Origin of the sequence: Streptococcus sp. F0441, assembly GCF_000314775.2 — a bacterium.
In the GTDB taxonomy this organism is placed as follows: domain Bacteria; phylum Bacillota; class Bacilli; order Lactobacillales; family Streptococcaceae; genus Streptococcus.
In genome coordinates this window covers 348,954-370,155 of record NZ_KB373321.1, presented here as the reverse complement: position 1 = coordinate 370,155, position 21,202 = coordinate 348,954, and the positions used below count along the sequence as shown (strand labels likewise).

Annotated in this window: 23 protein-coding genes and 3 pseudogenes; 3 read left to right on the top strand and 23 right to left on the bottom strand. The window is 40.1% G+C overall.

What is annotated here, in order from left to right; genetic code table 11:
* Positions 1 to 49: 49 nt before the first annotated feature.
* The 5 genes and pseudogenes from HMPREF9188_RS01830 to HMPREF9188_RS01805 all read right to left on the bottom strand — a co-directional run bounded on the left by HMPREF9188_RS01830 (position 50) and on the right by HMPREF9188_RS01805 (position 3,275).
* Complete coding sequence (locus tag HMPREF9188_RS01830) at positions 50 to 1,387, bottom strand: PFL family protein (protein WP_009729701.1); 1,338 nt, start codon at positions 1,385 to 1,387, stop codon at positions 50 to 52.
* Between the two features lie 9 nt (positions 1,388 to 1,396).
* Complete coding sequence (locus tag HMPREF9188_RS01825) at positions 1,397 to 1,663, bottom strand: ACT domain-containing protein (protein WP_009729700.1); 267 nt, start codon at positions 1,661 to 1,663, stop codon at positions 1,397 to 1,399.
* Positions 1,664 to 1,926: 263 nt separating this feature from the next.
* Positions 1,927 to 2,190, bottom strand: a pseudogene (gene rplQ, locus HMPREF9188_RS01820) (50S ribosomal protein L17); the annotation flags it as partial.
* 537 nt (positions 2,191 to 2,727) lie between these two features.
* Positions 2,728 to 2,868, bottom strand: a pseudogene (locus HMPREF9188_RS01810) (toxin); the annotation flags it as partial.
* Positions 2,868 to 3,275 (bottom strand): CoA-binding protein, encoded by a 408-nt coding sequence (locus tag HMPREF9188_RS01805; RefSeq protein WP_029746018.1) that lies wholly within the window; start codon positions 3,273 to 3,275, stop codon positions 2,868 to 2,870. The pseudogene HMPREF9188_RS01810 and the gene HMPREF9188_RS01805, both read right to left, overlap by 1 nt.
* A gap of 216 nt (positions 3,276 to 3,491) precedes the next feature.
* On the opposite strand from HMPREF9188_RS01805, the gene HMPREF9188_RS01800 reads away from it, so the two are divergent.
* The 3 genes from HMPREF9188_RS01800 to HMPREF9188_RS01790 are packed head-to-tail and all read left to right on the top strand — an operon-like array spanning position 3,492 to position 6,018.
* Entirely contained in the window at positions 3,492 to 4,310 is an 819-nt protein-coding gene (locus tag HMPREF9188_RS01800) for a class C sortase (protein ID WP_000713119.1), read from the top strand.
* 11 nt (positions 4,311 to 4,321) lie between these two features.
* On the top strand, positions 4,322 to 5,176 hold the full coding sequence (locus HMPREF9188_RS01795) for a class C sortase (RefSeq protein ID WP_000087616.1): 855 nt from the start codon (positions 4,322 to 4,324) through the stop codon (positions 5,174 to 5,176).
* Positions 5,173 to 6,018 carry a class C sortase gene (locus tag HMPREF9188_RS01790; RefSeq protein WP_009729696.1) on the top strand — a complete coding sequence of 282 codons (846 nt, stop codon included), beginning with the start codon at positions 5,173 to 5,175 and terminating at the stop codon, positions 6,016 to 6,018. Before HMPREF9188_RS01795 ends, HMPREF9188_RS01790 begins: the two co-directional genes overlap by 4 nt.
* Positions 6,019 to 6,053: 35 nt before the next feature.
* Here HMPREF9188_RS01790 and HMPREF9188_RS10710 read toward each other — a convergent pair.
* From HMPREF9188_RS10710 to rpsH, 18 genes and pseudogenes are all read right to left on the bottom strand, one after another.
* Positions 6,054 to 6,161 (bottom strand): annotated as a pseudogene (locus tag HMPREF9188_RS10710) (IS3 family transposase); the annotation flags it as partial.
* A gap of 242 nt (positions 6,162 to 6,403) precedes the next feature.
* Positions 6,404 to 7,339 carry a Cna B-type domain-containing protein gene (locus tag HMPREF9188_RS01780; RefSeq protein ID WP_009729694.1) on the bottom strand — a complete coding sequence of 312 codons (936 nt, stop codon included), beginning with the start codon at positions 7,337 to 7,339 and terminating at the stop codon, positions 6,404 to 6,406.
* Between the two features lie 102 nt (positions 7,340 to 7,441).
* On the bottom strand, positions 7,442 to 8,917 hold the full coding sequence (locus HMPREF9188_RS01775) for a SpaH/EbpB family LPXTG-anchored major pilin (RefSeq protein ID WP_009729693.1): 1,476 nt from the start codon (positions 8,915 to 8,917) through the stop codon (positions 7,442 to 7,444).
* Between the two features lie 11 nt (positions 8,918 to 8,928).
* Positions 8,929 to 12,885, bottom strand: a complete 3,957-nt coding sequence (locus tag HMPREF9188_RS01770; RefSeq protein WP_009729692.1) for a Cna B-type domain-containing protein — start codon at positions 12,883 to 12,885, stop codon at positions 8,929 to 8,931.
* 497 nt (positions 12,886 to 13,382) lie between these two features.
* Positions 13,383 to 13,769 (bottom strand): 50S ribosomal protein L17, encoded by a 387-nt coding sequence (gene rplQ, locus HMPREF9188_RS01765; protein ID WP_000331493.1) that lies wholly within the window; start codon positions 13,767 to 13,769, stop codon positions 13,383 to 13,385.
* An 11-nt stretch (positions 13,770 to 13,780) separates the two neighbouring features.
* Positions 13,781 to 14,716, bottom strand: coding sequence for a DNA-directed RNA polymerase subunit alpha (locus HMPREF9188_RS01760; protein ID WP_009729691.1), 936 nt, complete (start codon positions 14,714 to 14,716; stop codon positions 13,781 to 13,783).
* Between the two features lie 42 nt (positions 14,717 to 14,758).
* On the bottom strand, positions 14,759 to 15,142 hold the full coding sequence (gene rpsK / locus HMPREF9188_RS01755) for a 30S ribosomal protein S11 (protein ID WP_001118385.1): 384 nt from the start codon (positions 15,140 to 15,142) through the stop codon (positions 14,759 to 14,761).
* A 17-nt stretch (positions 15,143 to 15,159) separates the two neighbouring features.
* Positions 15,160 to 15,525, bottom strand: coding sequence for a 30S ribosomal protein S13 (rpsM, locus tag HMPREF9188_RS01750; RefSeq protein WP_000090786.1), 366 nt, complete (start codon positions 15,523 to 15,525; stop codon positions 15,160 to 15,162).
* Positions 15,526 to 15,542: 17 nt separating this feature from the next.
* Positions 15,543 to 15,659: a 50S ribosomal protein L36 gene (rpmJ, locus tag HMPREF9188_RS01745; RefSeq protein ID WP_001808836.1), complete on the bottom strand. Its 117-nt coding sequence runs from the start codon at positions 15,657 to 15,659 to the stop codon at positions 15,543 to 15,545.
* Between the two features lie 24 nt (positions 15,660 to 15,683).
* On the bottom strand, positions 15,684 to 15,902 hold the full coding sequence (infA, locus tag HMPREF9188_RS01740) for a translation initiation factor IF-1 (protein ID WP_001029883.1): 219 nt from the start codon (positions 15,900 to 15,902) through the stop codon (positions 15,684 to 15,686).
* A gap of 116 nt (positions 15,903 to 16,018) precedes the next feature.
* Complete coding sequence (locus tag HMPREF9188_RS01735; RefSeq protein ID WP_009729690.1) at positions 16,019 to 16,657, bottom strand: adenylate kinase; 639 nt, start codon at positions 16,655 to 16,657, stop codon at positions 16,019 to 16,021.
* Between the two features lie 145 nt (positions 16,658 to 16,802).
* Positions 16,803 to 18,113 carry a preprotein translocase subunit SecY gene (secY, locus tag HMPREF9188_RS01730; protein WP_000465388.1) on the bottom strand — a complete coding sequence of 437 codons (1,311 nt, stop codon included), beginning with the start codon at positions 18,111 to 18,113 and terminating at the stop codon, positions 16,803 to 16,805.
* 12 nt (positions 18,114 to 18,125) lie between these two features.
* Positions 18,126 to 18,566 (bottom strand): 50S ribosomal protein L15, encoded by a 441-nt coding sequence (gene rplO, locus HMPREF9188_RS01725; protein ID WP_000766091.1) that lies wholly within the window; start codon positions 18,564 to 18,566, stop codon positions 18,126 to 18,128.
* A 143-nt stretch (positions 18,567 to 18,709) separates the two neighbouring features.
* On the bottom strand, positions 18,710 to 18,892 hold the full coding sequence (rpmD, locus tag HMPREF9188_RS01720; protein WP_000057241.1) for a 50S ribosomal protein L30: 183 nt from the start codon (positions 18,890 to 18,892) through the stop codon (positions 18,710 to 18,712).
* A gap of 13 nt (positions 18,893 to 18,905) precedes the next feature.
* Positions 18,906 to 19,400: a 30S ribosomal protein S5 gene (gene rpsE, locus HMPREF9188_RS01715; protein WP_000874204.1), complete on the bottom strand. Its 495-nt coding sequence runs from the start codon at positions 19,398 to 19,400 to the stop codon at positions 18,906 to 18,908.
* A gap of 17 nt (positions 19,401 to 19,417) precedes the next feature.
* Entirely contained in the window at positions 19,418 to 19,774 is a 357-nt protein-coding gene (gene rplR / locus HMPREF9188_RS01710) for a 50S ribosomal protein L18 (protein WP_000624044.1), read from the bottom strand.
* An 83-nt stretch (positions 19,775 to 19,857) separates the two neighbouring features.
* On the bottom strand, positions 19,858 to 20,394 hold the full coding sequence (gene rplF, locus HMPREF9188_RS01705) for a 50S ribosomal protein L6 (protein ID WP_000086642.1): 537 nt from the start codon (positions 20,392 to 20,394) through the stop codon (positions 19,858 to 19,860).
* A gap of 300 nt (positions 20,395 to 20,694) precedes the next feature.
* A complete protein-coding gene (gene rpsH, locus HMPREF9188_RS01700; RefSeq protein ID WP_000245504.1) occupies positions 20,695 to 21,093 on the bottom strand; it encodes a 30S ribosomal protein S8 in 399 nt (132 codons plus the stop codon).
* Between the last annotated feature and the right edge of the window lie 109 nt (positions 21,094 to 21,202).

The window sequence follows — 21,202 nt, the reverse complement described above, 5'->3', positions numbered from 1 at the left end:
AGTATACACATCCATCCTTAAAAACAACTTAAATCCTCTCTCTTTTTTATTAATTTTTAAAACTATGGATTGGAGCTGGGATTTGGCCACCACGAGAGATGAAATCAACAGACGAAGCACCGTTGACCTTCATAACTGGAGCTGTTCCTAGCAAACCACCGAACTCAATCATATCGCCTTCTTTGCCCTTTGGAATAATACGGACAGCCGTTGTTTTCATGTTAATGACACCTATTGCCGCCTCATCCGCAATCATCGCAGCAATAGTTTCAGCAGGCGTATCTTCTGGAATAGCAATCATATCCAACCCGACAGAACAGATAGCCGTCATGGCCTCTAGTTTCTCTAAATTCAGAGAGCCATTTTGCACCGCAGCAATCATACCCTCGTCTTCAGAGACAGGGATAAAAGCCCCTGACAAGCCACCAACCTGGTTACAAGCCATGACTCCACCCTTTTTAACTTGATCATTCAAAAGAGCGAGTGCAGCCGTCGTCCCATGCGTTCCAACTGTTTCTAGACCCATTTCCTCCAGTACTCGAGCCACAGAATCGCCAACTGCAGGAGTTGGAGCCAAACTTAGGTCTACGATTCCAAAGTCGACTCCAAGCCGTTCACTTGCCATTTGACCAACTAGCTGACCAATACGAGTAATTTTAAAGGCTGTTTTCTTGACCGTTTCAGCTACTACATCAAAACTCTGACCACGAACTTTCTCCAAGGCACGTTTGACGACACCAGGGCCTGAAACTCCAACATTGATGATGACATCTGCTTCACCGACACCATGGAAGGCCCCCGCCATAAAAGGATTGTCCTCAACAGCGTTAGCAAATACGACTAATTTGGCAGCTCCCATATCTGATAAGTTCGCTGTTTCCTTGATGATACGGCCCATATCTGCAACCGCAGTCATGTTGATACCTGACTTGGTTGATCCGATATTGACAGACGAACAGACCTTGTCTGTCTCAGCTAGAGCGCGTGGGATAGAATTGATGAGAATTTCATCTCCTTTTTGGTAGCCTTTTTGTACCAAGGCCGAAAAACCACCAATAAAGTCAACACCAATCTCCTTGGCAGCCTTATCAAGTGCCTTTGCCAAAACGACATAGTCCGTCGCATCAGTCGCTGCTCCAATCAAGGAAATCGGAGTCACCGATACTCGTTTATTGACAATAGGAATCCCTAGTTCTGCAGCAATTTCATCACCTACAGCCACTAGATTTGCAGCTTTAGTTGTAATTTTTTGGTAAATCTTTTCAGCAGCACGTTCAACATCTGGATCAATACAGTCCAAAAGGGAAATCCCCATGGTGATGGTTCTGATATCGAAGTTCTGCTCTTCGATCATGGCAATGGTTTCCGTAACTTGTCTAATATCCATGGCTACCTCCTAGATATTGTACATGGCGTCAAAAATCGCCGCACTTTGAATATTGATTTTGACATTCAGTGTTTGACCAAAGTTTTCAAACTCATTTCGAAGAGTTGTGAAATCCTGCTTTTCGTCGCTAGAAACGACTGCCATCATGGTAAAATATTCGTCCAACACCGTCTGAGAAATATCATCAATATTCAAACCCAACTCAGCAATCTTAGTAGACACTCCCGCTACAATACCAGCCTTGTCCTTGCCAACCACTGTAATAATAGCCTTCATCCTTATACCCCATTTCTACGATTATTAGAAAACCTGAACGTTTTTGATTTTCTTTTTCCTTAGTATAGCATATTTCCGTAGAAAATACTAAAAAACGCCTGCTTACGAAGTTGTTCTTAAACAAAAAACAATTTCGTAAACAAGCGTCTACCCTATCAAATGATGATGAGTGTTCCCGCCAGGACCGAAGTCCCAGCGGTAGACCAGAGCTAGACTAAGAGCACAAGACTCCATCATCATAACACTCAACAAAATTGATGATTTTATACTAATTCGATGATCGCCATTGGCGCAGCATCCCCACGGCGTGGTTCAGTTTTAAGGATACGAGTGTATCCACCGTTACGTTCAGCATAACGAGGTGCGATTTCTGAGAACAATTTTTGAAGTGCTGTAGTAGAAGTGTACTTATCAGTTGCTTCATCATAGTTTTCAGATGCGATTTCATTACGTACGAAAGCAGCTGCTTGACGACGTGCATGCAAATCACCACGTTTACCTAGAGTAATCATTTTTTCAACAGTTTTATTCTTGCTATTGCGCTAGCATCTATTATTTTCCGAACGATTGAACTTATCTGCAAGCAAACAGAAATTGTCAGCTTTAAAGATTCTCTTCGTGGCTTTCAAAGTGATTTGATCGGAAAGATCTTTGTAACAGTTCTTGTTAAATCATTATTACTTTTTCTATGGGGTCTAATATGGGCGCTGTCCATTATGACTTTCACCTTCGGGGTATTAATCTATGTACTGATGTGGTACATCGTAGTAGCTAATGGAGGAATTGAACACTGGGGTAGAATAGTTAGTGAATCTTTTGAGCAGCTCCCTAATGCATTTAATAATGAGTACCTGCTAAACAACGGGTTGATCACCGTAGCAATCATTGCAATCATTGTTAGTATTCCCCTCGGTATCATTGGACTATCTATCTACCTGCCTAAATATTATGCTTATTCTCAAACAGAGTAGGTTCTTTACGATCAGATTACTGAGAGACGTTATGCAAGGCCGCTTGGAGTTATTCGCGAGAGTAAATCATTGATGAAAGGCTACAAGTGGAAACGTTTCTGTTAGAAAAATAGATAAGTTATCTGGTTCCACCTTTTCCTTTAGCATCCCACGACCAAAATGATTTTGTAATTTTTTAGCTAGGCTGGTTTTCCCAGAGTCGGAATTACCCCGAATGATGACTAGTTGCGCCATTAGTCAATCTCCTTCACCAAACGATTGTACTCGCGCTTGATACAACGGTTCATGACGATATGATTGCGACCTGCCACCCGCAAAATTTCTTCCGCTTCTTGACTTTGAAGTCCCAGCTGCGCCCAAAAAATCTTGGCATCCGTCTCAATAAAATCACGCGCCACATCCGGCAAAAATTCGCTTCGCCGAAAAACATTGACAATATCCACGGAAATAGGAATATCCTGCAAACGCGCATAAGCCGTCTCGCCCAAAATCTTTTGACCCGCTAACTTAGAATTGACCGGAATGATCTGATAACCCAGTCCCTGCATGATCTTTGAAATACGATTGCTAGTCGTTTCCTCACGGTCAGAAAGTCCGACAACTGCAATCACTTTGCTCATCTCCAAATAGGTCTGAATCATGTAACCACTAGGATTTTGAAATCGTACATAAAACACCTCACTTATTTCCTTATGACCAGTATAGCATTTTTTGAAAAAGGAGGTAAAGATTGGAGCCGGGTTTTTTTTAGTAACGAATCAGCAAATAGAACCGCCAATTATGTTATAATGGTTAGGTAAATAAAAATATAACCATTTTATTAATGACAGAAATATCGCTAACATCAAAGGATTATAATGAAAAAATTTTTTAATTTATTGACAAACTTAACGATTATAGCCGGTATCCTCATCATCAGTTACCCTGTTATTAGCCAAATTTATTACAATTACCAGACCAAACAAGAGGTTAAGGACTTTGACTCGTCTGCACAAAAATTAACTTCTGAAGATGTGACGGAACGGATAAAGCTAGCTACTGCCTACAATCGTTCTTTGCAAAATTTGACAGTAACGGATCCCTATACCAAAGAAGAAAATGCCAAAGGGCAGGCAGAATATGCTCGAATGCTAACTGTCCATGAAAAAATAGGCAGAATTTCCATTCCTAAAATTGATGTTGATTTACCAATATATGCCGGTTCAAGTGAAGAAGTCTTACAAAAAGGGGTGGGACATCTCGAAGGAACCAGTTTGCCGATTGGCGGGCAGAATACTCACACTGTTCTAACTGCCCACACGGGCTTGCCCAACAATCGTCTTTTTACCGACTTGGATAAAATGAAGGTGGGTGATAAGTTTTTCATTCAAAACATCGCTGAAACACTTGCTTACGAGGTTGATTCCATAACGGTGATCGAGCCGACCCAGTTTGACTCTCTAAATATTGTACCTGACAAAGACTACGTGACTTTGCTGACCTGTACTCCTTATATGATCAATTCGCACCGTTTACTTGTACGGGGCCACCGGATCCCTTACAAACCAAGTGAAGAAAAAGTAAAAAATCCGATTAGTCATATTTCTATTCCACCGCTTTATCTAGTCGTTTTCGCAATTCTATTTCTCATTTTCATTATTTTGGCTTGGAATAAGTGGAAATCGAAAAAAGCATAGAAAGAGCTATCATGTCAAGAAAAAAGAAAAACCAAAAACGGCTGCGACTAACCTATAAGATACTTACCATTCTGGGGTGCTTGATGATCTGTTATCCCTTTGTCAGTCAGATTTATTACCAATATGTGACTATGCAAGAGACAAAGCAATTTGATGACGAGAAAGGTAAATTAGTTGACCAAGATGTTGAAAATCGTATTGAACTCGCCAAAGCCTATAATAGCACCTTGTCCCCAGAAAAAATAGGAGACCCTTTCTCAAGCAGAAAAAAAGAGGAAGGTGTAGCTGAATATGCTCGCATGTTGCAACTGCAAGAAAAAATTGGTTATGTCACTATCCCTTCTATCAATCAAAAAATTCCCATCCGGGCAGGGTCATCTGAGAATGTCTTGCAAAACGGAGCAGGCCACTTAGAAGGAACCAGCCTACCCGTCGGTGGAGTTAGCACCCATACGGTCATCACCGCCCACAGAGGACTTCCCACAGCCAGACTTTTCACCGACTTGGATAAGGTAAAGGTCGGAGATGTCTTTTACATCACCAATATCAAGGAAACCTTGGCTTATCAGGTAGATAAGATTTTAACCGTTGAGCCTACCGATTTCAAACCAATACTGGTTAAAGAAGACGAAGATCGTGCCACTCTTTTGACTTGCACACCTTATATGATCAATTCTCATCGCCTACTCGTTCAAGGCAAACGCATACCTTTCCACGAAGCTGAAAAGGAGAAAAAAACAAAGATTGACTTTTTTGCCCAATACAAATGGTTTATCCTTCTTGCTACCGGACTCATCCTCCTACTCTTAGGCTATCTACTCTTTAAAATGTTAAGAAAGAAAGGAAAAGAAACATCACTTTCATGAAAAAGAAAAAACAATTACTTGGGCTGAGCCTCCTGTTAATTGGAATTGCGCTCTTCCTCTTTCCTTTTTTATCTATGATTAAAGAGGACATTTGGCAATCCAATGCTCAGCGCACCTATCAGCAGACCAGCGAGGAAACATTCCAAAAACTACGAACAGCCTTAGAACAAACCACTGTCACCGGAGCTATCCAAGATATTTTCCTAACAAAAAAAGAGACCGACGCCAAGCAAAAAACGCCCTACTCAGATCTGCTAGATACCAATCAAGTCGCTGGACGCATGACCATTCCTGCTTTAGGACAGCATTTCGACCTCTATCTTGACGCTGACTATGATAAGCTCCTAAAGGGCGTAGCGACTCTCGTCGGAACATCTGCTCCTCTGGGTATAAAAGGGCAGCGACCGATTATCGCAGGACATAGAATTAATTATAATGACGTGTCTTTCTACTTTCTCCCCTCTCTCAAAAAAGGAGATAAAATTTATTTCGAAATTCTTGGAAAAAATCTAGAATACGAAGTGACCGATAGCGAGATCATTGATGAATACGAAGGCGAAAAACTTAAACCAATCGAAAACGAAGACATGGTTACGCTCATGACCTGTATGAACGAACCAAGCTATGACAAACGCCTCCTTGTCAATGCAAAAAGAGTTGTTTCAGATAGTGAAAAAAAGCAAAATGTATCTACTAATCCCTTGATTCCCTTTGTTAGCAATCAACATATTAAACTTGGTTTCAAGTTACAAAGGCTAGCCCCTTATTTGATTGTGATTGTTGGAACAGTTATTTTTCTCTTTTTTACCAAGCGACTATGGAATATCATAAAAAAACACTGATTCTGAACTGCACCCCAAAAAGTTAGACAATTAATTTATCCAAAGGATTTAGTTCTGTACTGCACGGTACTAAGTCCTTTTAGTTTTGTCTTAATTCGTTTATTGTTGTAGTAATCAATATAGTCTACAATAGCTTGTTTCAATTTAAAGGAATAGTAACGATTCTTCCCCTTTTTAACGATTTCTATTCCATAACGGTCAATCAATCTCATCATGTATCTTAGACCAGCAACATCCACTCCAAATCTTTTTGAAAGCTGGTTGAAGCTTTGTCCTTGCTTTCTTAGTTCATATATCTGAACTTTATCCTCATAAGTTAATTTCATAATAAAACACCCCGAAAGTTAGATTTTTTCTGTCTAACTTTTGGGGTGCAGTTCATTCATCAGTGTTTTTTCTCGCTTTTATAAAGCTTATATCCTATCCCGATTAAGACAACGGCAATTCCTAAAAACCAATAAATGGCTAAGGTTCCCGTTTTGATAATCGGTGTTCTTGGCGTAGTCGGTGGCACCAGTGTATTGGTAATCACAGTGCCAGTTTTATCTACCATGTTTTGATAAGTTGCTGTATAGCCGTTAGGAACATCTTCTTCAGCTGTGTAGGTGTAATCTTTCCCTGCCGCATCTGTTTTTTCTAAATTCATAAAGGTATGTTCCCAGTTGTTGCTGTCATTCAGCTCAATTTCATCAATGACTTGCCCATTTTGTTTGAGATGAACAGTGATACTGTTTAGCTTTTTACCTTTCCATTCTTTCCGAACTTTAAAACTCGTCTTGTCTTCTCTCTGTTTTAAAACTTGCTTGGGATAGACATGAACGGCGTCATTTCCTACCGTGAAATAGCTGCCATCGGGTTTTGTCACAGGCAGTTCTACTTCTAATGGAACTGGTGTCGTATCACCCAACATCTGATTTCCTGCTAACTTTGATTTTTCTTTATTGACAACAATATAGTACTTACCTGCCTTCAAACCGCTAAAGATGAGACGACCACCATTTTCAGTTATCTTTGTTTGAACAAGCTCTCCATCCGCCTTATCCTTGTGAATATCAAAGGCAACGCCATAAATGGTTGAGGCCTCACTACCAAAATAATTCTCAATGTCTAAAGGTTGTCCAGAATAACTATCTTTTCCTCCACCTTTGGGCCAACCATTCAAATCTTTTAACTTAACCAAGGTTAACACAATATCGTAGGTTGCATCTGACGAGGCTTGATTTTCCTGAGATGAGACGGTTGTAAATGGCCGCAAAGCTACCAAAATAACAATGGCCGTAAGTATGGATAGCAGACTGCTCAATATACTTTTTCTTGTCATAGTATCCTCCTAAAACATAGCACTTGCACTCTTCACTAGGATATTCAACTCTTTTAAATACCCTAGTGAAGAGGTAAGGATTGTCCTTACTTCTTCATTTTATTACTTAGCTGAACGACGTTTCGCAATGAAACCTAAACCGACAACCAAGACACCCGCTGCAATCACGAGAGCGGAACCGATACCACCCGTTTGTGGGATAGTAACTTTGTTGTTGTTAACTTGGTTAATTGCACCTGTGTAAGTTGTTGAAGAGATGGTGAACTCAACTGGTTGCTGCAACAAAGCGTAACCTGTTGGTGCTTCAACTTCGACCAATTTGTACTTAGTTTCACCAGTGGCGTTGTCATCTCCTTTTTTACCATAAGGAAGCCCCTTAACTTCAAAAGTACCATCAGCTGCTGAAGTGAAGACTTTCGCACCTGCATTAACAGCAGCCTTAGCATCTGTAGCTTCAATCCACTCGTTTTTCGCAATAGTTGTTGCGGTTGCATCAGTCACTTTCAAATATTTGCCTTCTGCATTTGTAACAACAAACTTAGCCCCTGCAAGTTTAGCTGATGTCGCTTTGTCAACTTTTTCAAACTTAGCACCACCAGTGTGGAGTTCTGGGTTTTCATTGGGTTTAACTTCTTTTGTTGAATCTGGGTTAGTACCATAAGTCAACTTAACATCATTGGGGTTGGCTGCACCCATAACTGCTTCTTCATTGATGACTGCGTCATAAGTAATAGTGATAACATCTTTTGGAGATAGTGTTTTGATGTAATCTTCTTTGAAGGCAACATTGATTGCTGCGGCTTTTGTACCAGCTACAGACGTACCATCAGTTGAATAGTTAGAAGGATCTACAACAGTGTCACCTTTTTTTACAACAAGTTTACCTGTGTAAGTCAAACCTGCTGAGAACTTATCGGTGAATTTTAAAACTTTATAGTCTTTAATACCTTCTGGCATTGTAGAAGTGACCTTGAAGGTCTTTGTTTCACCAACAAGAGCAGTATCGTGTTTAGCGTCTTCGCTAACTACTTTGTCAATACTTGGTTTGTCAACGGTATTTTTGGGATAAACATGAACAGCGTCAGTACCAGTTGTGTACCATCCACCTGTAGCCTTAAAGACTGGAAGATTGATTTCCACAGGAACAGCAGCTGAGTTAGCCAATTGTTCATCTGAAGTAAGTGTTGATTTTGCTTTGTTTTCAACGATATAGTATTTACCAGCTTTGAGACCAGTAAATGTAACAGTACCATCAGCTCCTGTTGCTGCTCCAGCTACATGAGTACCTGTTGGAGTGTCTTTGTAGACATCAAACCAAACATTTGCCAATGTTTTAGCTCCAGAACCAAAATAGTCTGTCACATTCAATTTTTGACCAGTGTAATCTTCATTGTTTACACCAGTTTGTTTTGGCCAACCTGTCAAGTCTGACAGTTTAACCTTTGTCAAAACAACATCGTAGGTATCGTTTTCGCCAGGTGCGTTGTCTTGCGCAAAAGCTTTAACTGCTCCAAATGCTAAAAGCACGATACTAAGAGCTGCTAAGAACGAGAGGAAATATCGTTTTACGTTTTTCATTGTTTTGCCTCCTAAAAAGCCTTTCTGTTTTTTTGCATATAATGTAAAATTACTGCCAATGTTAATGTTAAAGTTCCCATCAAGATATATGGTAGGATACCTGAGCCACCTGTGTTTGGATAAGTCGGGTTCACCTTGTTTTTCACCGTCAGGGTTGCCGTTTCACTGATATTTGTATCTGTAAAGGTAACTTTCTTTTCAGAGGCATTACTGATTTCCAAATAATACTTTGGAACAACCTCCTCGATGTAGTAGGTGTAGTACTTACCGGTGGTCTTATCCTTAGGTGGGTAGCGTTTTGTAGCTTCCCATAGATATGGAGTTGTTGCAGTTCGTTCCAACTGAATTTTCTCAACAAGCTCTCCATTTTGAGTTTGCCCGTCCGTTGTCCGGTACAACTTAACCTCTAGTTTCTTCGGTAGCTGGTCATTGGCAATCGGATTGCTGTCCTTGTCATACCAGAGTTTCTGGATCTTGATTGACGGATACCTCGTGTTGGTGATGACAAAGCCATTTTGAGCGTCACCACTGTAATCGACATCATATTCAGGCGGAATCTCCTTTTCCCTGACCACGTATTTAAAGTCGGTGATTTTCTTCTCTGCTGCTTCTTTTTGTAATAATTTAGCGGCAGATTCTTCATCTGGTAGCGGACTAAAGGTATCTTTCCAGTTATTGTTTTCAGAGAGCTCTTTTTCTTCTTTAAGCTTTTCTCTTGCAACACCGTCTTCCTTCCAAGTCGCGTAGAGCTGTGCCGTTATTTTAGAATGTGTTGTTTCAGTGTCACGCCACTTCTTCTCAACCGGAATGGTAATCCGCTTGTTAACCCTGTTGGTAACTGCATTGGACTCACCAAAGTTTGGTCCGTTATTATACTTCACTTGGAAAGTATTGATAGCAATCTTGCCACCGATATTATTATCCTTATCATAAGCCGGAACTTTCATATCAAGAAGAGCATGGAGCAAGTTATCTTGAGGAATAACAGTGCCCGTTTTAGAAACAATCTTGATTGCGGTGACATCCTCCCAGTGAGTTGGAGTATTTGTCCAATTTGGACTATTCATCTCCGTAGCGGCGTTCATGCTCGGATATTTATCTGTCCGGTAATAAATATCAAACTGATTTGTTACGTCGTTTCCTGCCATTTCCAGCTTGACCGGTCCAGTCAAAGTATTGGAGAAGGCCGTACTCTCGGTTCCCTTCGTTCTACCATCACCGACATGGGGAAGAACATCATAAAACTCAACTTTAGTCAAAGATTCATTGATATAATTTTGAATTTGTAGGTCATATTGGAAGTGACCTGAATTAGTCGTTACACCACTATAATCTGTTTCAATCTCAGCTTTGGTGAAAGACCTGCCATAGTACAAAGCTCCACCTTCAACCAGTGGTTCTATACTACGGATATATTTGAAACTTTGTCGACTTGATACTGTATTCCCCAAAACTTTTGAAGTTGTTTTTAAGATTTTATCTGTCGTTTCGCCATTCATGTTGATATCTTTGTCGTCATCCACAATCTGACCCGAATCTGCTTGAATAGCACTTGGGAACGGTTCCCCATTGTCTTGGTAGAAATAAAGTTCATTATTGTTGTTAAAAGTTGTTGTCTCCGATGTTGATTTAATGATTTCATCGTTAATGACAAAATTCTTTAATTTAAAGCTGTAACCCGTACCATTATTTAAGTCTTTTACTAAACCTGATTTTAGCCTTATCTTTATAGCTGTACGACCCGTACCACCATAGTTTTCAATGACTGAAAATTTATCAATCATGCTCAGATTTGCTAGCCCGATTGCTTCAAGCATATCTTCTGCTTTTGTTGTGTCTACACCTGATGCAATACTAACCCCCTTAGGAAGAAGATCAACAAGCGTTGGATTCTTTAGATAGCGCGCTTTGGAAAGATTTTCTAACCCTAGACTTATTGCAAAGGTCAAAGATTCTCCTACTAAACCTGCTTTACCTGCTTGGTCAGTCGTTTTTGAAAGTTTAATCTTTTCTTGAAACGGTACGAATTGCTTACTCCATTTAGCGGATGTATTAATTGAAACATCTTGATTTTTAAAGTTCGTTACTTTAGCATCAAGGCTTACCACATTTTCAATGTTTTTTTCAGGAGAGTAGGAAACATGATAAGGGTCTTTGAAAGCCATATAGACGAAACCATCAATGTACTTTCCAACTGGTAATTCATATCCGTTAATAAAGTGGATAGTTATTTTAGTGTATTTTGGAGTGACAGCCGGCGCTTCCGATTCTGTCATTTCTCCATTTTGGATCTTTTGGGCAGCGGCATTTAGCTCATTTTGTGCTTCTTCATTAATCTGCTGTCCTGGCTTAAAAGTATCATAATTACCATCGCTCTTATAGGCACGGATTTCTATCTTGTCATTACTGATAGGAACATCCCCTGTTGAACCTCTTTCAAAGAAAGAACTGACACTAGTCAAATAAAGCCTTTTGTCGAATTTACTAGCATCTTCAGTCAGCACAATTTCTTTAAGTGGTTTTGACAGTTTATTTTCTACCTTAACTGTATAGTCTAGTCGCTGTGCATAAAGTCCCAGCACATCATAGTTTACTGTTTCATGTTCTGTTCTTTTTGCAAGAATCCCTGTTCCATCAAAATTGTCCGCAATGAGATTAAAAGTGATGTTGTCACTGGCAGTATATTGCTCATTTGATGATGGGTTAAAAGGAGTTGCTGTGATTTCTGCCTGATTTGTAAAATCAGGTTTGTCTCCATTATCCTTTTTGTATTGAGCATCTGGGAAAGACAGGTACAATGTAGCCTTGCTGACATCAATATTATGACGGAAATCTGTATCAAATTCACTTTCTGAAAAAGTCTTTGTATAGGTGACTGTCCCATCACCGTTATCTGTCCAATCCGGATTCAGACTCGGATCAAATTTAGCGGTAACCTGATGACCATGACTATCTATATAAGTTGGCAACTTGTCCTTGATGACAACTTTTTGCATCATCCGCTGCTGACCTGAGTTTGGCTGTACAGTGTAAGTAAAATTAAATGCTATTGGTTCTGCGCCTGTTTCAGAAATCCTAGTTGAATCCCCAATCTTAGCCGTCCCACCGTAGAAAAGTTGACCATCTTGATCGCTAACACCAACCACCTTCCTTAGGTTCATATCTGGATAGGTTGGAGTATACTCTTTATCCGTTGCCGTAGCTAAAATGTTCCCTTTCTTATTCTTTAGCGTAACTTTAGGTTGCAGTTTATAGTCTTTTGGAACTAGACCCTTAGTGAATCTGAAAACATAGGGCATGCTGATTTGAGCGGTTGAAGAGATCGGATTGAAATAAACACGAAAAATAGTTTTGTCGTTTTTCTTAATCAGTTCTGTATTTTTCACCAGACCCGGGTCAGCTGCATTCCCGCTCTTAGCGTCTCCTATGGCAATATCCTCTATATAAGCGTTGGTCTCTAACACCTTTCCTTTTGGATACAAAGCTGTTGGAATCTCAATATCTAGGTAAGCCCCCTCTAACGGTGTTGAGGAGCCTATCGTAGAGCCATCAATGTTAACGTAAGAGGTAATTGCTTCACCTGTTCGATAGGCTGACGGAGGGTTGGGAGTTATTGTTACTTTAGGAGCACCTGATATTGCCGTTGGCGTAGGAGGAGGGCCCGGTGGTAATGCATCGTCATCATCTTCTGATGTAGTCGCAGCTGGAGTTGTTTGACTCGTTGAGCTGCTACTTTCTTGACTAGAACTACTAGGGGTTTCCTGACTCACGTTGACAGTGCTTTTCTGAGTTTCACTACTAGAACTTTCCGAGCCTTCTTTTTTGGCAGTTTCAGCAGGATTACTTACTAGAGCAGAAGACGGGCTGGTCTGTTCTTGTGCGAAAGCAAGAGAAACACCACTCACTCCTTGTAAAATTGTGTTCATAAGCAGAATCAGAACTAAAAATATACTGCCTTTTTTCTTCATTGCCTCTCCTTTTCTAAAATTATTTCACCTTCCGGATGAAATTCATTTCTGTATGGAAGTTATGCTATTCCCTCTAGGACCTTGATTTAACGAAGCCCAAAAGAAAATCCCAACAAACGAGAGTCCCTCATGGTGTTTGTTAGCTGAAACAAGTTAACGCTTTCTTACACACTGGAAACTTTCAATCATTGGTTGTGTTACATACTTATACAAGTGTGAAATCTTGATAAATACAGCCCTATCTACATCATAGCACATTTATTTAATTAAGACAAGTCAAAAAAGTTTAATTTTCAAATTATTTCTATATAATAAGAATAATAAAAAACGCCTGCTTACGAAGTTGTTCTTAAACAAAAAAACAATTTCGTAAACAAGCGTCTACCCTATCAAATGATGATGAGTGTTCCCGCTAGGACCGAAGTCCCAGCGGTAGACCAGAGCTAGACTAAGAGCACAAGACTCCATCATCATAACACTCAACAAAATTGATGATTTTATACTAATTCGATGATCGCCATTGGCGCAGCATCACCACGACGTGGTTCAGTTTTAAGGATACGAGTGTATCCACCGTTACGTTCAGCATAACGAGGTGCGATTTCTGAGAACAATTTTTGAAGTGCTGTAGTAGAAGTGTACTTATCAGTTGCTTCATCATAGTTTTCAGATGCGATTTCATTACGTACAAAAGCAGCTGCTTGACGACGTGCATGCAAATCACCACGTTTACCTAGAGTAATCATTTTTTCAACAGTTTTACGGATTTCTTTAGCACGAGCTTCAGTTGTCACAATTGATTCGTTGATCAAAAGGTCAGTTGTCAAATCGCGAAGCATTGCTTTACGTTGTGAGCTAGTGCGTCCTAGTTTACGGTAAGCCATGTATTCCTCCTTTATTTATCTTTTAATCCAAGACCCAAGTCAATGAGTTTTAGTTTCACTTCTTCCAAACTCTTGCGTCCAAGATTTCGTACTTTCATCATCTCTGCTTCAGATTTTTCTGTCAAATCATGCACAGTATTGATACCGGCACGTTTCAAACAGTTGTATGAACGCACAGACAAGTCCAGTTCCTCAATCGTCCGATCCAAAATACGATCGTCAGATTCAGTATCAGCTTCTTTCATCACTTCAGTTGACTTAGCAATCTCAGTAAGATTTGTAAACAAATCAAGATGTTCTGTCAAGATACGTGCTGAAAGCCCTAAAGCATCTTCTGGAATGATTGTTCCATTAGTCAAGATTTCAAGGGTTAATTTGTCAAAGCCATCATTGCTACCTACACGAGCAGGTTCAACTTGATAGTTGACTTTTGTAACTGGTGTATAAATAGAATCTACAGCAAGTGTTCCAACTGGTGCATTATCTTTTTTATTTTCATCAGCAGGTACATATCCACGACCACTGTTAACAGTCATTGTCGCTTTTAGGGAAGAACCTTCACCGATTGTAAAGAGATAATGATCTGAATTTACAATCTCAATATCACTGTCTGTCAAAATGTCTCCAGCTGTAATTTCAGCAGGACCTTCAACGTCAAGTTCAATGATTTTTTCGTCTTCAACGTATGATTTCACTGCAATCCCTTTAATGTTCAGAATGATTTGCATCACGTCTTCACGAACACCTGGAACTGTGTCGAACTCATGCAAGACACCTTCAATATTGATAGATGTCACAGCTGCCCCTGGTAGAGAAGCTAGTAGTACACGACGAAGAGAGTTACCAAGAGTTGTACCGTAGCCACGTTCAAGTGGTTCGATTACAAACTTGCCATAATCTTTATTTTCATCAATTTTTGTTATATTTGGTTTTTCAAACTCAATCATTTAGTTACTCCCTCTTAAACGAAAAGCAGTGTAATGCGATGATTATACACGGCGACGTTTTGGAGGACGAGCACCATTGTGTGGCACTGGAGTCACATCACGAATTGCTGTTACTTCAAGACCAGCGGCAGCAAGCGCACGAATAGCTGACTCACGACCAGAACCTGGACCTTTTACAGTAACTTCAACTGATTTAAGACCGTGTTCTTGTGCAGATTTAGCAGCAGCTTCAGAAGCCATTTGAGCAGCGAATGGTGTAGATTTACGAGAACCTTTGAAACCAAGAGCACCAGCTGATGACCAAGCAATTGCATTACCATGCACATCAGTAATCATAACAATAGTGTTATTAAATGTAGCGTGAATATGAGCAATACCAGATTCGATATTCTTTTTCACACGACGTTTACGTGTTGGTTTAGCCAAGACTTTTACCTCCTATATTATTTTTTCTTACCAGCAATCGCAACAGCTTTACCTTTACGAGTGCGAGCATTGTTTTTAGTGTTTTGTCCACGGACAGGAAGTCCACGACGGTGACGAATACCACGGTATGAACCGATTTCCATCAAACGTTTAATGTTCAAGTTTACTTCACGACGAAGATCACCTTCAACTTTGATTGCATCCACTTCACGACGGATAGCATCTTCTTGATCTGATGTAAGGTCACGTACACGAACATCTTCTGAGATTCCAGCAGCAGCCAAAATTTTCTTAGATGTTGAAAGTCCGATACCATAAACGTAAGTCAATGAGATTACTACGCGTTTGTCATTTGGAATGTCAACTCCAGCAATACGAGCCATGTTTTCTCCTTTCTATCTTATCCTTGACGTTGTTTGTGTTTTGGATTTGCTGGGCAAATTACCATAACACGACCATTACGACGAATTACTTTACAGTATTCGCAAATTGGTTTGACCGATGGTCTTACTTTCATTTCTTATCCCTCCAAGTTTTTCGATTATTTAAAGCGGTAAGTGATACGTCCACGTGTCAAGTCATATGGACTCATCTCGACAGTAACACGATCTCCCGCTAAAATACGAATATAGTTTTTACGAATTTTACCAGAAACTGTTGCTAAAATCTGATGTCCATTTTCAAGTTCAACCGTAAACATTGCGTTCGGCATTGTATCGACTACTTTGCCTTCAACTTCAATCACATCGTCTTTTGCCACGCAAAAGCACCTCCATAAATTTCGATTCGATGCCTCAAGACACAGAGGCAACAATTATAAGTCAGACTATTTCAGTATAACATTTGTCGCGATTTTTTGCAAGTACGAAAAACGCTTTATTTCAAATTTGTCAATACTTTTTCGATGTCTTTGAACACATCATTGATATCTTGATTTCCTTCGATATCATGAACTAAACCTTTAGCACGATAGTGAGCAATGATTGGTTCACCTTGTGCAATATTCACATCCAAACGACGTTTAACTGTCTCAGGTTTATCATCTTCACGTTGGTAGTAATCCTCTTCTTTGTAGTCAACTGGTGGATTGAAAACTTTGTGGAAAGTTTCACCTGTTTTGCGGTGAATGATACGGCCACTCAAGCGTTCCAAGAGACAGTCTGGATTCACTTCGATGTTGATTACTCCTTCAAGTTCAATACCAAGTTCAGCCAATGTTTCATCCAAGGCATGAGCTTGTTCAATCGTACGTGGGTAACCATCTAACAAGAAACCTGTTTCTTTGATATCGTCCTGTGAAAGGCGTTCTTTAACAATACCATTTGTAACTTCGTCTGGGACCAACTCGCCTTTGTCAATGTATGACTTTGCAAGTACACCCATTTCAGTTTGATTAGCCATAGCAGCACGGAACATATCTCCAGTTGAAATGTGTGCCACGTGGAATTGCTCCACAATTTTAGCTGCTTGCGTTCCCTTACCTGCTCCAGGTAAGCCCATAATCAAAAGATTCATGATAGGATCTCCTTATTTTGTATTTAAATAGAAGCAGAAATTTGTTTCAACCCCTATTTAAAAACAAAATAGAAGAGGGGAGACGAAAATCTCTCTAATCGATAGACCTTCATACTCCACTCTCTAAGCAAAAGTAATCTTGCTTTTATTCTGTTTTGTCCATGAAACCAACATACTTACGTTTCAATAGGTAACCTTCTAATTGTTTGATTCCTTCGATACCTGTCGAGATAATGATCAAAAGACTAGTTCCCCCAAAAGCAACTGCTTCTGAAAGTCCAAAGACATCTTTTGCCACAATCGGCAAAATTGAAATCACACCAAGGAAGAGTGATCCGACTGTCGCAAGACGACGAAGAAGCTTCGACATGAATTCTTCAGTACCCTTACCAGGACGGACCCCATGAATGTAGGCCCCACTCTTTTGCAAGTTTTCTGCTGCTTTCTCTGGATTGATCTGTACAAATGTATAGAAGAATGTAAAGAGAATGATTAGCAAGGCATACATAGCAACACCTGTTGGAGATGTTGTAGATAACATTTCCTGTGCTGTACGTACCCAAGCCCAATCGTGACCTGTAGCACTCAAAAATTGAAGAATGGCTGCAGGTGCAGCTGTAATAGAGCTTGCAAAGATAACTGGGATAACCCCCGCTGGGTTCACCTTCAATGGAAGGTATGAACTAGATGGGGCACCTTGAGCAACTTTTGTATATTGGATTGGAATTTTATACTCTGCCTGTTGAACATAGGTTGTAAAGTAAACAATCAACAAGACAGCGATAATCAAAATAACGACAAAGATAATAGATGAAGTCAAACGGCTACTTGGAATATTGACGAAGTAGTCAACATAGATGCCTTTAATCATCTCAGGGATTGAAGCAACAATACCTGCAAAGATAATCATAGACACACCATTTCCGTATCCTTTATCCGTAATTTGTTCTCCAAGCCAAGTTACAATCATACTACCTGCTGTGAGGATAATACCAATGGTAACAAAAACCTGTGGAGTTAAAGCTGTCGTTAATAATTTCGCTCCAGATAGGGTATTAAACCCTGCTGTAATCCCGATAGATTGAACGAATGCAAGCACAAGTGCAATATATCGAGTAGCTTGGTTTAGTTTTCTCCGTCCTACTTCTCCTTGTTTGCCCCATTCTACAAACTTCGGTAAAATATCCATTTGTAGCAATTGAACAACGATGGAAGCAGTGATATACGGACTTACTCCGAGTGCGAAAACGGAGAAGTTCTTCATGGCATTCCCTGAAACAAGACTAAGCATGTTCAAGAAAGATAATCCGCTGAGAGCTTCCAAACTTTTCGCATTCACACCTGGAACAGTAATACTTGTCCCAATACGGAAAACAAGAATGATAAAAATCGTAAAGAGAATTTTTGATCGAACTTGTTTAACCTTGAGCGCTTCTTTTAATAATTTAAAAAACATGGGTCACCTCTCTTAGATGACTTCTACAGAACCACCTTTAGCAGTGATAGCTTCCTCAGCTGATTTAGAGAATTTAGCTGCTTTAACAGTCAATTTCTTAGTCAATTCACCGTTACCAAGAATTTTAACGCCTGATTTTTCAGCTTTCACAATTCCTGATTCGATAAGCACAACTGGAGTCACTTCAGCACCATCTTCAAAGACGTTCAATTGGTCAAGGTTTACAATTGCGTATTCTTTAGCGTTGATGTTAGTGAATCCACGTTTTGGAAGACGACGGAACAATGGAGTTTGTCCACCTTCAAAACCAAGGCGAACTCCGCCACCGCTACGAGCTTTTTGACCTTTTTGACCGCGACCAGATGTTTTACCGTTACCTGATGAAGTACCACGACCAACACGGTTACGTACTTTACGAGAACCTTCTGCAGGTTTCAATTCATGAAGTTTCATTTTTATTTTCTCCTCTTTTGTAAAATGCTAGCGCCGATAAGGGAGAAAAGGTTGTCTCCCTTATCAACTCGCCTATACGATGTCATCATAGATGACTATATCCAGTTTTAGGGGATGGTATACTGCACATCCCCTAAAAATCATTAGTTTACTTCTTCAACTGTTACCAAGTGAGATACTGCAGTGATCATACCACGGATAGCAGCGTTGTCTTCTTTGATAACAGAGCTGTTCAATTTGCCAAGTCCAAGTGCTACAACAGTTTTACGTTGTGATGGAATGCGTCCGATTGGAGACTTAGTCAAAGTAATTTTAATTTGAGCCATTTTATCCCCTTTCTTATGCCAAATCAGAAACTGAAATACCACGAAGGGCAGCAACTTCTTCAGCGCGTTTCAATTGTTTCAAACCTTCAACAGTTGCGCGAACAATGTTGATTGGAGTGTTAGAACCAAGTGATTTAGATGTAATATCTGCCACACCTGCCAATTCCACAACGGCACGAACCGCACCACCAGCGGCAACTCCAGAACCTTCTACAGCAGGTTTCAACAATACTTTAGCTCCACCGAATTCTGAAAGAACTTCGTGTGGGATTGTTGTTCCAACCATAGGAACTTCAATCAAGTTTTTCTTAGCATCTTCTACTGCTTTGCGGATTGCTTCTGGAACTTCTTGAGCCTTACCAGTACCAAATCCTACACGACCGTTGTGGTCACCGACAACAACAAGAGCTGCGAAACGAAGACGACGTCCACCTTTAACAACTTTTGTAACACGGTTGACAGCAACTACGCGTTCTTCTAATTCAACTGCATTGTCTTTAAATGCCATTTTCTAGTGTCCTCCTATTAGAATTTCAATCCGTTTTCACGAGCTGCATCAGCCAAAGCTTTCACACGTCCGTGATATAGATATCCACCGCGGTCGAACACCACTTCTGAAATACCTTTAGCGTTTGCACGTTCTGCAACGAGTTTACCGACAGCAACGGCTTGTTCAGTTTTAGTTCCTTTTGAAACTTCTTTGTCAAGAGTTGAAGCACTTGCGAGCGTTACACCCGCTACGTCATCAATCACTTGAGCGTAGATGCCTGTATTAGAACGGAATACGTTCAAACGTGGGCGATCAGCAGTTCCAGAGAGTTTTCCGCGAACGCGACGGTGGCGTTTTTGACGGAGTTTGTTTTTATCTGGTTTAGAAATCACAGTTTTCACCTCTTTAGTTTTAAATCGCGTGCTATGCACAAAGTTGGAAAATAGGTTGGTGGTTAAAAATCAACCACTCAACATTATTTACCTGTTTTACCTTCTTTAAGACGAACGTACTCTCCAACGTAACGAATACCTTTACCTTTGTAAGGTTCTGGTGAACGAAGGCTACGTACGTAAGCAGCTGTTTGACCAACCACTTCTTTTGAAATTCCGCTAACAACGATCGTTGTTGGGTTTGGAAGTTCAAAAGTAATCCCTTCTGGAGCTTCAACTTCATCTGGATGAGATTTACCAACAGCCAAAACAAGTTTTGATCCTTGAAGTTGTGCACGGTAACCAACCCCACGCATTTCAAGTTCTTTCTTGAATCCTTCTGATACACCAATTACCATGTTGTTCAAAAGGGCACGAGTAGTTCCGTGGATAGTTTTCATTTCTTTTGAATCGTTTGGACGGTGAAGAGTTACTTCAGTACCTTCCACGCGAATTTCAATATCTTTTGAGAACTTACGAGTAAGTTCTCCTTTAGGTCCTTTTACAGTTACTACGTTGTCATTGTTAGTGACTTCAACACCAGCAGGCAACACGATAACTTTATTACCAATACGTGACATGTTTATTTTCTCCTGTTAAATTGTCAGGCCTAAATGGCCAGTTTTCACGGGGTTAAAGATACTCATTGAGTTCAATAGCTAAATTGAACTCGCTCTAAGAACTGTGCAAAATAAATAAGTTGGCTTGTTTGTAAACAAACTTCTCCGACTTCCTAATTTTGCTTTGTTCTTTACGAGCTTTGTATCTGATTTGAGTTCGAGCTAAGAATTTGGTGAAAAAGATAAGTTTGTCTTAGAGCATCACTCCTGCTACAAACTTTCTATTTCCACAGCATTCTTTTAACGCTCTCACATCATCAATTACCAAACGTAAGCGATAACTTCCCCACCAACATTCTTTTGGCGTGCTTCTTTATCAGTAAGCAAACCTTCAGAAGTTGAAAGGATAGCAATTCCAAGTCCGTTAAGTACTTTTGGAAGATCTTCACGTTTTTTGTAGACACGAAGTCCTGGTTTAGAAACACGTTTCAAGTTAGTGATAACTTTTTCACCGTTTGGTCCATATTTAAGGAATACACGGATGATGCCTTGTTTGTCATCTTCGATGATTTCAACGTTTTTTACAAAACCTTCGCGTTTAAGGATTTCAGCAATCCCTTTTTTGATATTTGATGCAGGTACTTCAAGTACTTCGTGTTTCGCTTGGTTAGCGTTACGAATACGAGTTAGGAAGTCTGCGATTGGGTCAGTCATAACCATTTTGTTTTTCTCCTCTTACTAGTAGTTTGCAAGTTGCACTTGCTAGTTAACACATGATACAAAGAGCGTAACAGCAAGAGCAAAAATAGGCAATTTGATGCAGGAGCGA

Excerpts from the sequence above, each read along its gene's own strand:
- HMPREF9188_RS01830 (WP_009729701.1), bottom strand. The coding sequence starts at position 1,387 with ATGGATATTAGACAAGTTACGGAAACCATTGCCATGATCGAAGAGCAG.
- HMPREF9188_RS01825 (WP_009729700.1), bottom strand. The coding sequence starts at position 1,663 with ATGAAGGCTATTATTACAGTGGTTGGCAAGGACAAGGCTGGTATTGTA.
- HMPREF9188_RS01805 (WP_029746018.1), bottom strand. The coding sequence starts at position 3,275 with ATGATTCAGACCTATTTGGAGATGAGCAAAGTGATTGCAGTTGTCGGA.
- HMPREF9188_RS01800 (WP_000713119.1), top strand. The coding sequence starts at position 3,492 with ATGAAAAAATTTTTTAATTTATTGACAAACTTAACGATTATAGCCGGT.
- HMPREF9188_RS01795 (WP_000087616.1), top strand. The coding sequence starts at position 4,322 with ATGTCAAGAAAAAAGAAAAACCAAAAACGGCTGCGACTAACCTATAAG.
- HMPREF9188_RS01790 (WP_009729696.1), top strand. The coding sequence starts at position 5,173 with ATGAAAAAGAAAAAACAATTACTTGGGCTGAGCCTCCTGTTAATTGGA.
- HMPREF9188_RS01780 (WP_009729694.1), bottom strand. The coding sequence starts at position 7,339 with ATGACAAGAAAAAGTATATTGAGCAGTCTGCTATCCATACTTACGGCC.
- HMPREF9188_RS01775 (WP_009729693.1), bottom strand. The coding sequence starts at position 8,917 with ATGAAAAACGTAAAACGATATTTCCTCTCGTTCTTAGCAGCTCTTAGT.
- HMPREF9188_RS01770 (WP_009729692.1), bottom strand. The coding sequence starts at position 12,885 with ATGAAGAAAAAAGGCAGTATATTTTTAGTTCTGATTCTGCTTATGAAC.
- rplQ (WP_000331493.1), bottom strand. The coding sequence starts at position 13,769 with ATGGCTTACCGTAAACTAGGACGCACTAGCTCACAACGTAAAGCAATG.
- HMPREF9188_RS01760 (WP_009729691.1), bottom strand. The coding sequence starts at position 14,716 with ATGATTGAGTTTGAAAAACCAAATATAACAAAAATTGATGAAAATAAA.
- rpsM (WP_000090786.1), bottom strand. The coding sequence starts at position 15,525 with ATGGCTCGTATTGCTGGAGTTGACATTCCAAATGACAAACGCGTAGTA.
- rpmJ (WP_001808836.1), bottom strand. The coding sequence starts at position 15,659 with ATGAAAGTAAGACCATCGGTCAAACCAATTTGCGAATACTGTAAAGTA.
- HMPREF9188_RS01735 (WP_009729690.1), bottom strand. The coding sequence starts at position 16,657 with ATGAATCTTTTGATTATGGGCTTACCTGGAGCAGGTAAGGGAACGCAA.
- secY (WP_000465388.1), bottom strand. The coding sequence starts at position 18,113 with ATGTTTTTTAAATTATTAAAAGAAGCGCTCAAGGTTAAACAAGTTCGA.
- rplO (WP_000766091.1), bottom strand. The coding sequence starts at position 18,566 with ATGAAACTTCATGAATTGAAACCTGCAGAAGGTTCTCGTAAAGTACGT.
- rpmD (WP_000057241.1), bottom strand. The coding sequence starts at position 18,892 with ATGGCTCAAATTAAAATTACTTTGACTAAGTCTCCAATCGGACGCATT.
- rpsE (WP_000874204.1), bottom strand. The coding sequence starts at position 19,400 with ATGGCATTTAAAGACAATGCAGTTGAATTAGAAGAACGCGTAGTTGCT.
- rplF (WP_000086642.1), bottom strand. The coding sequence starts at position 20,394 with ATGTCACGTATTGGTAATAAAGTTATCGTGTTGCCTGCTGGTGTTGAA.
- rpsH (WP_000245504.1), bottom strand. The coding sequence starts at position 21,093 with ATGGTTATGACTGACCCAATCGCAGACTTCCTAACTCGTATTCGTAAC.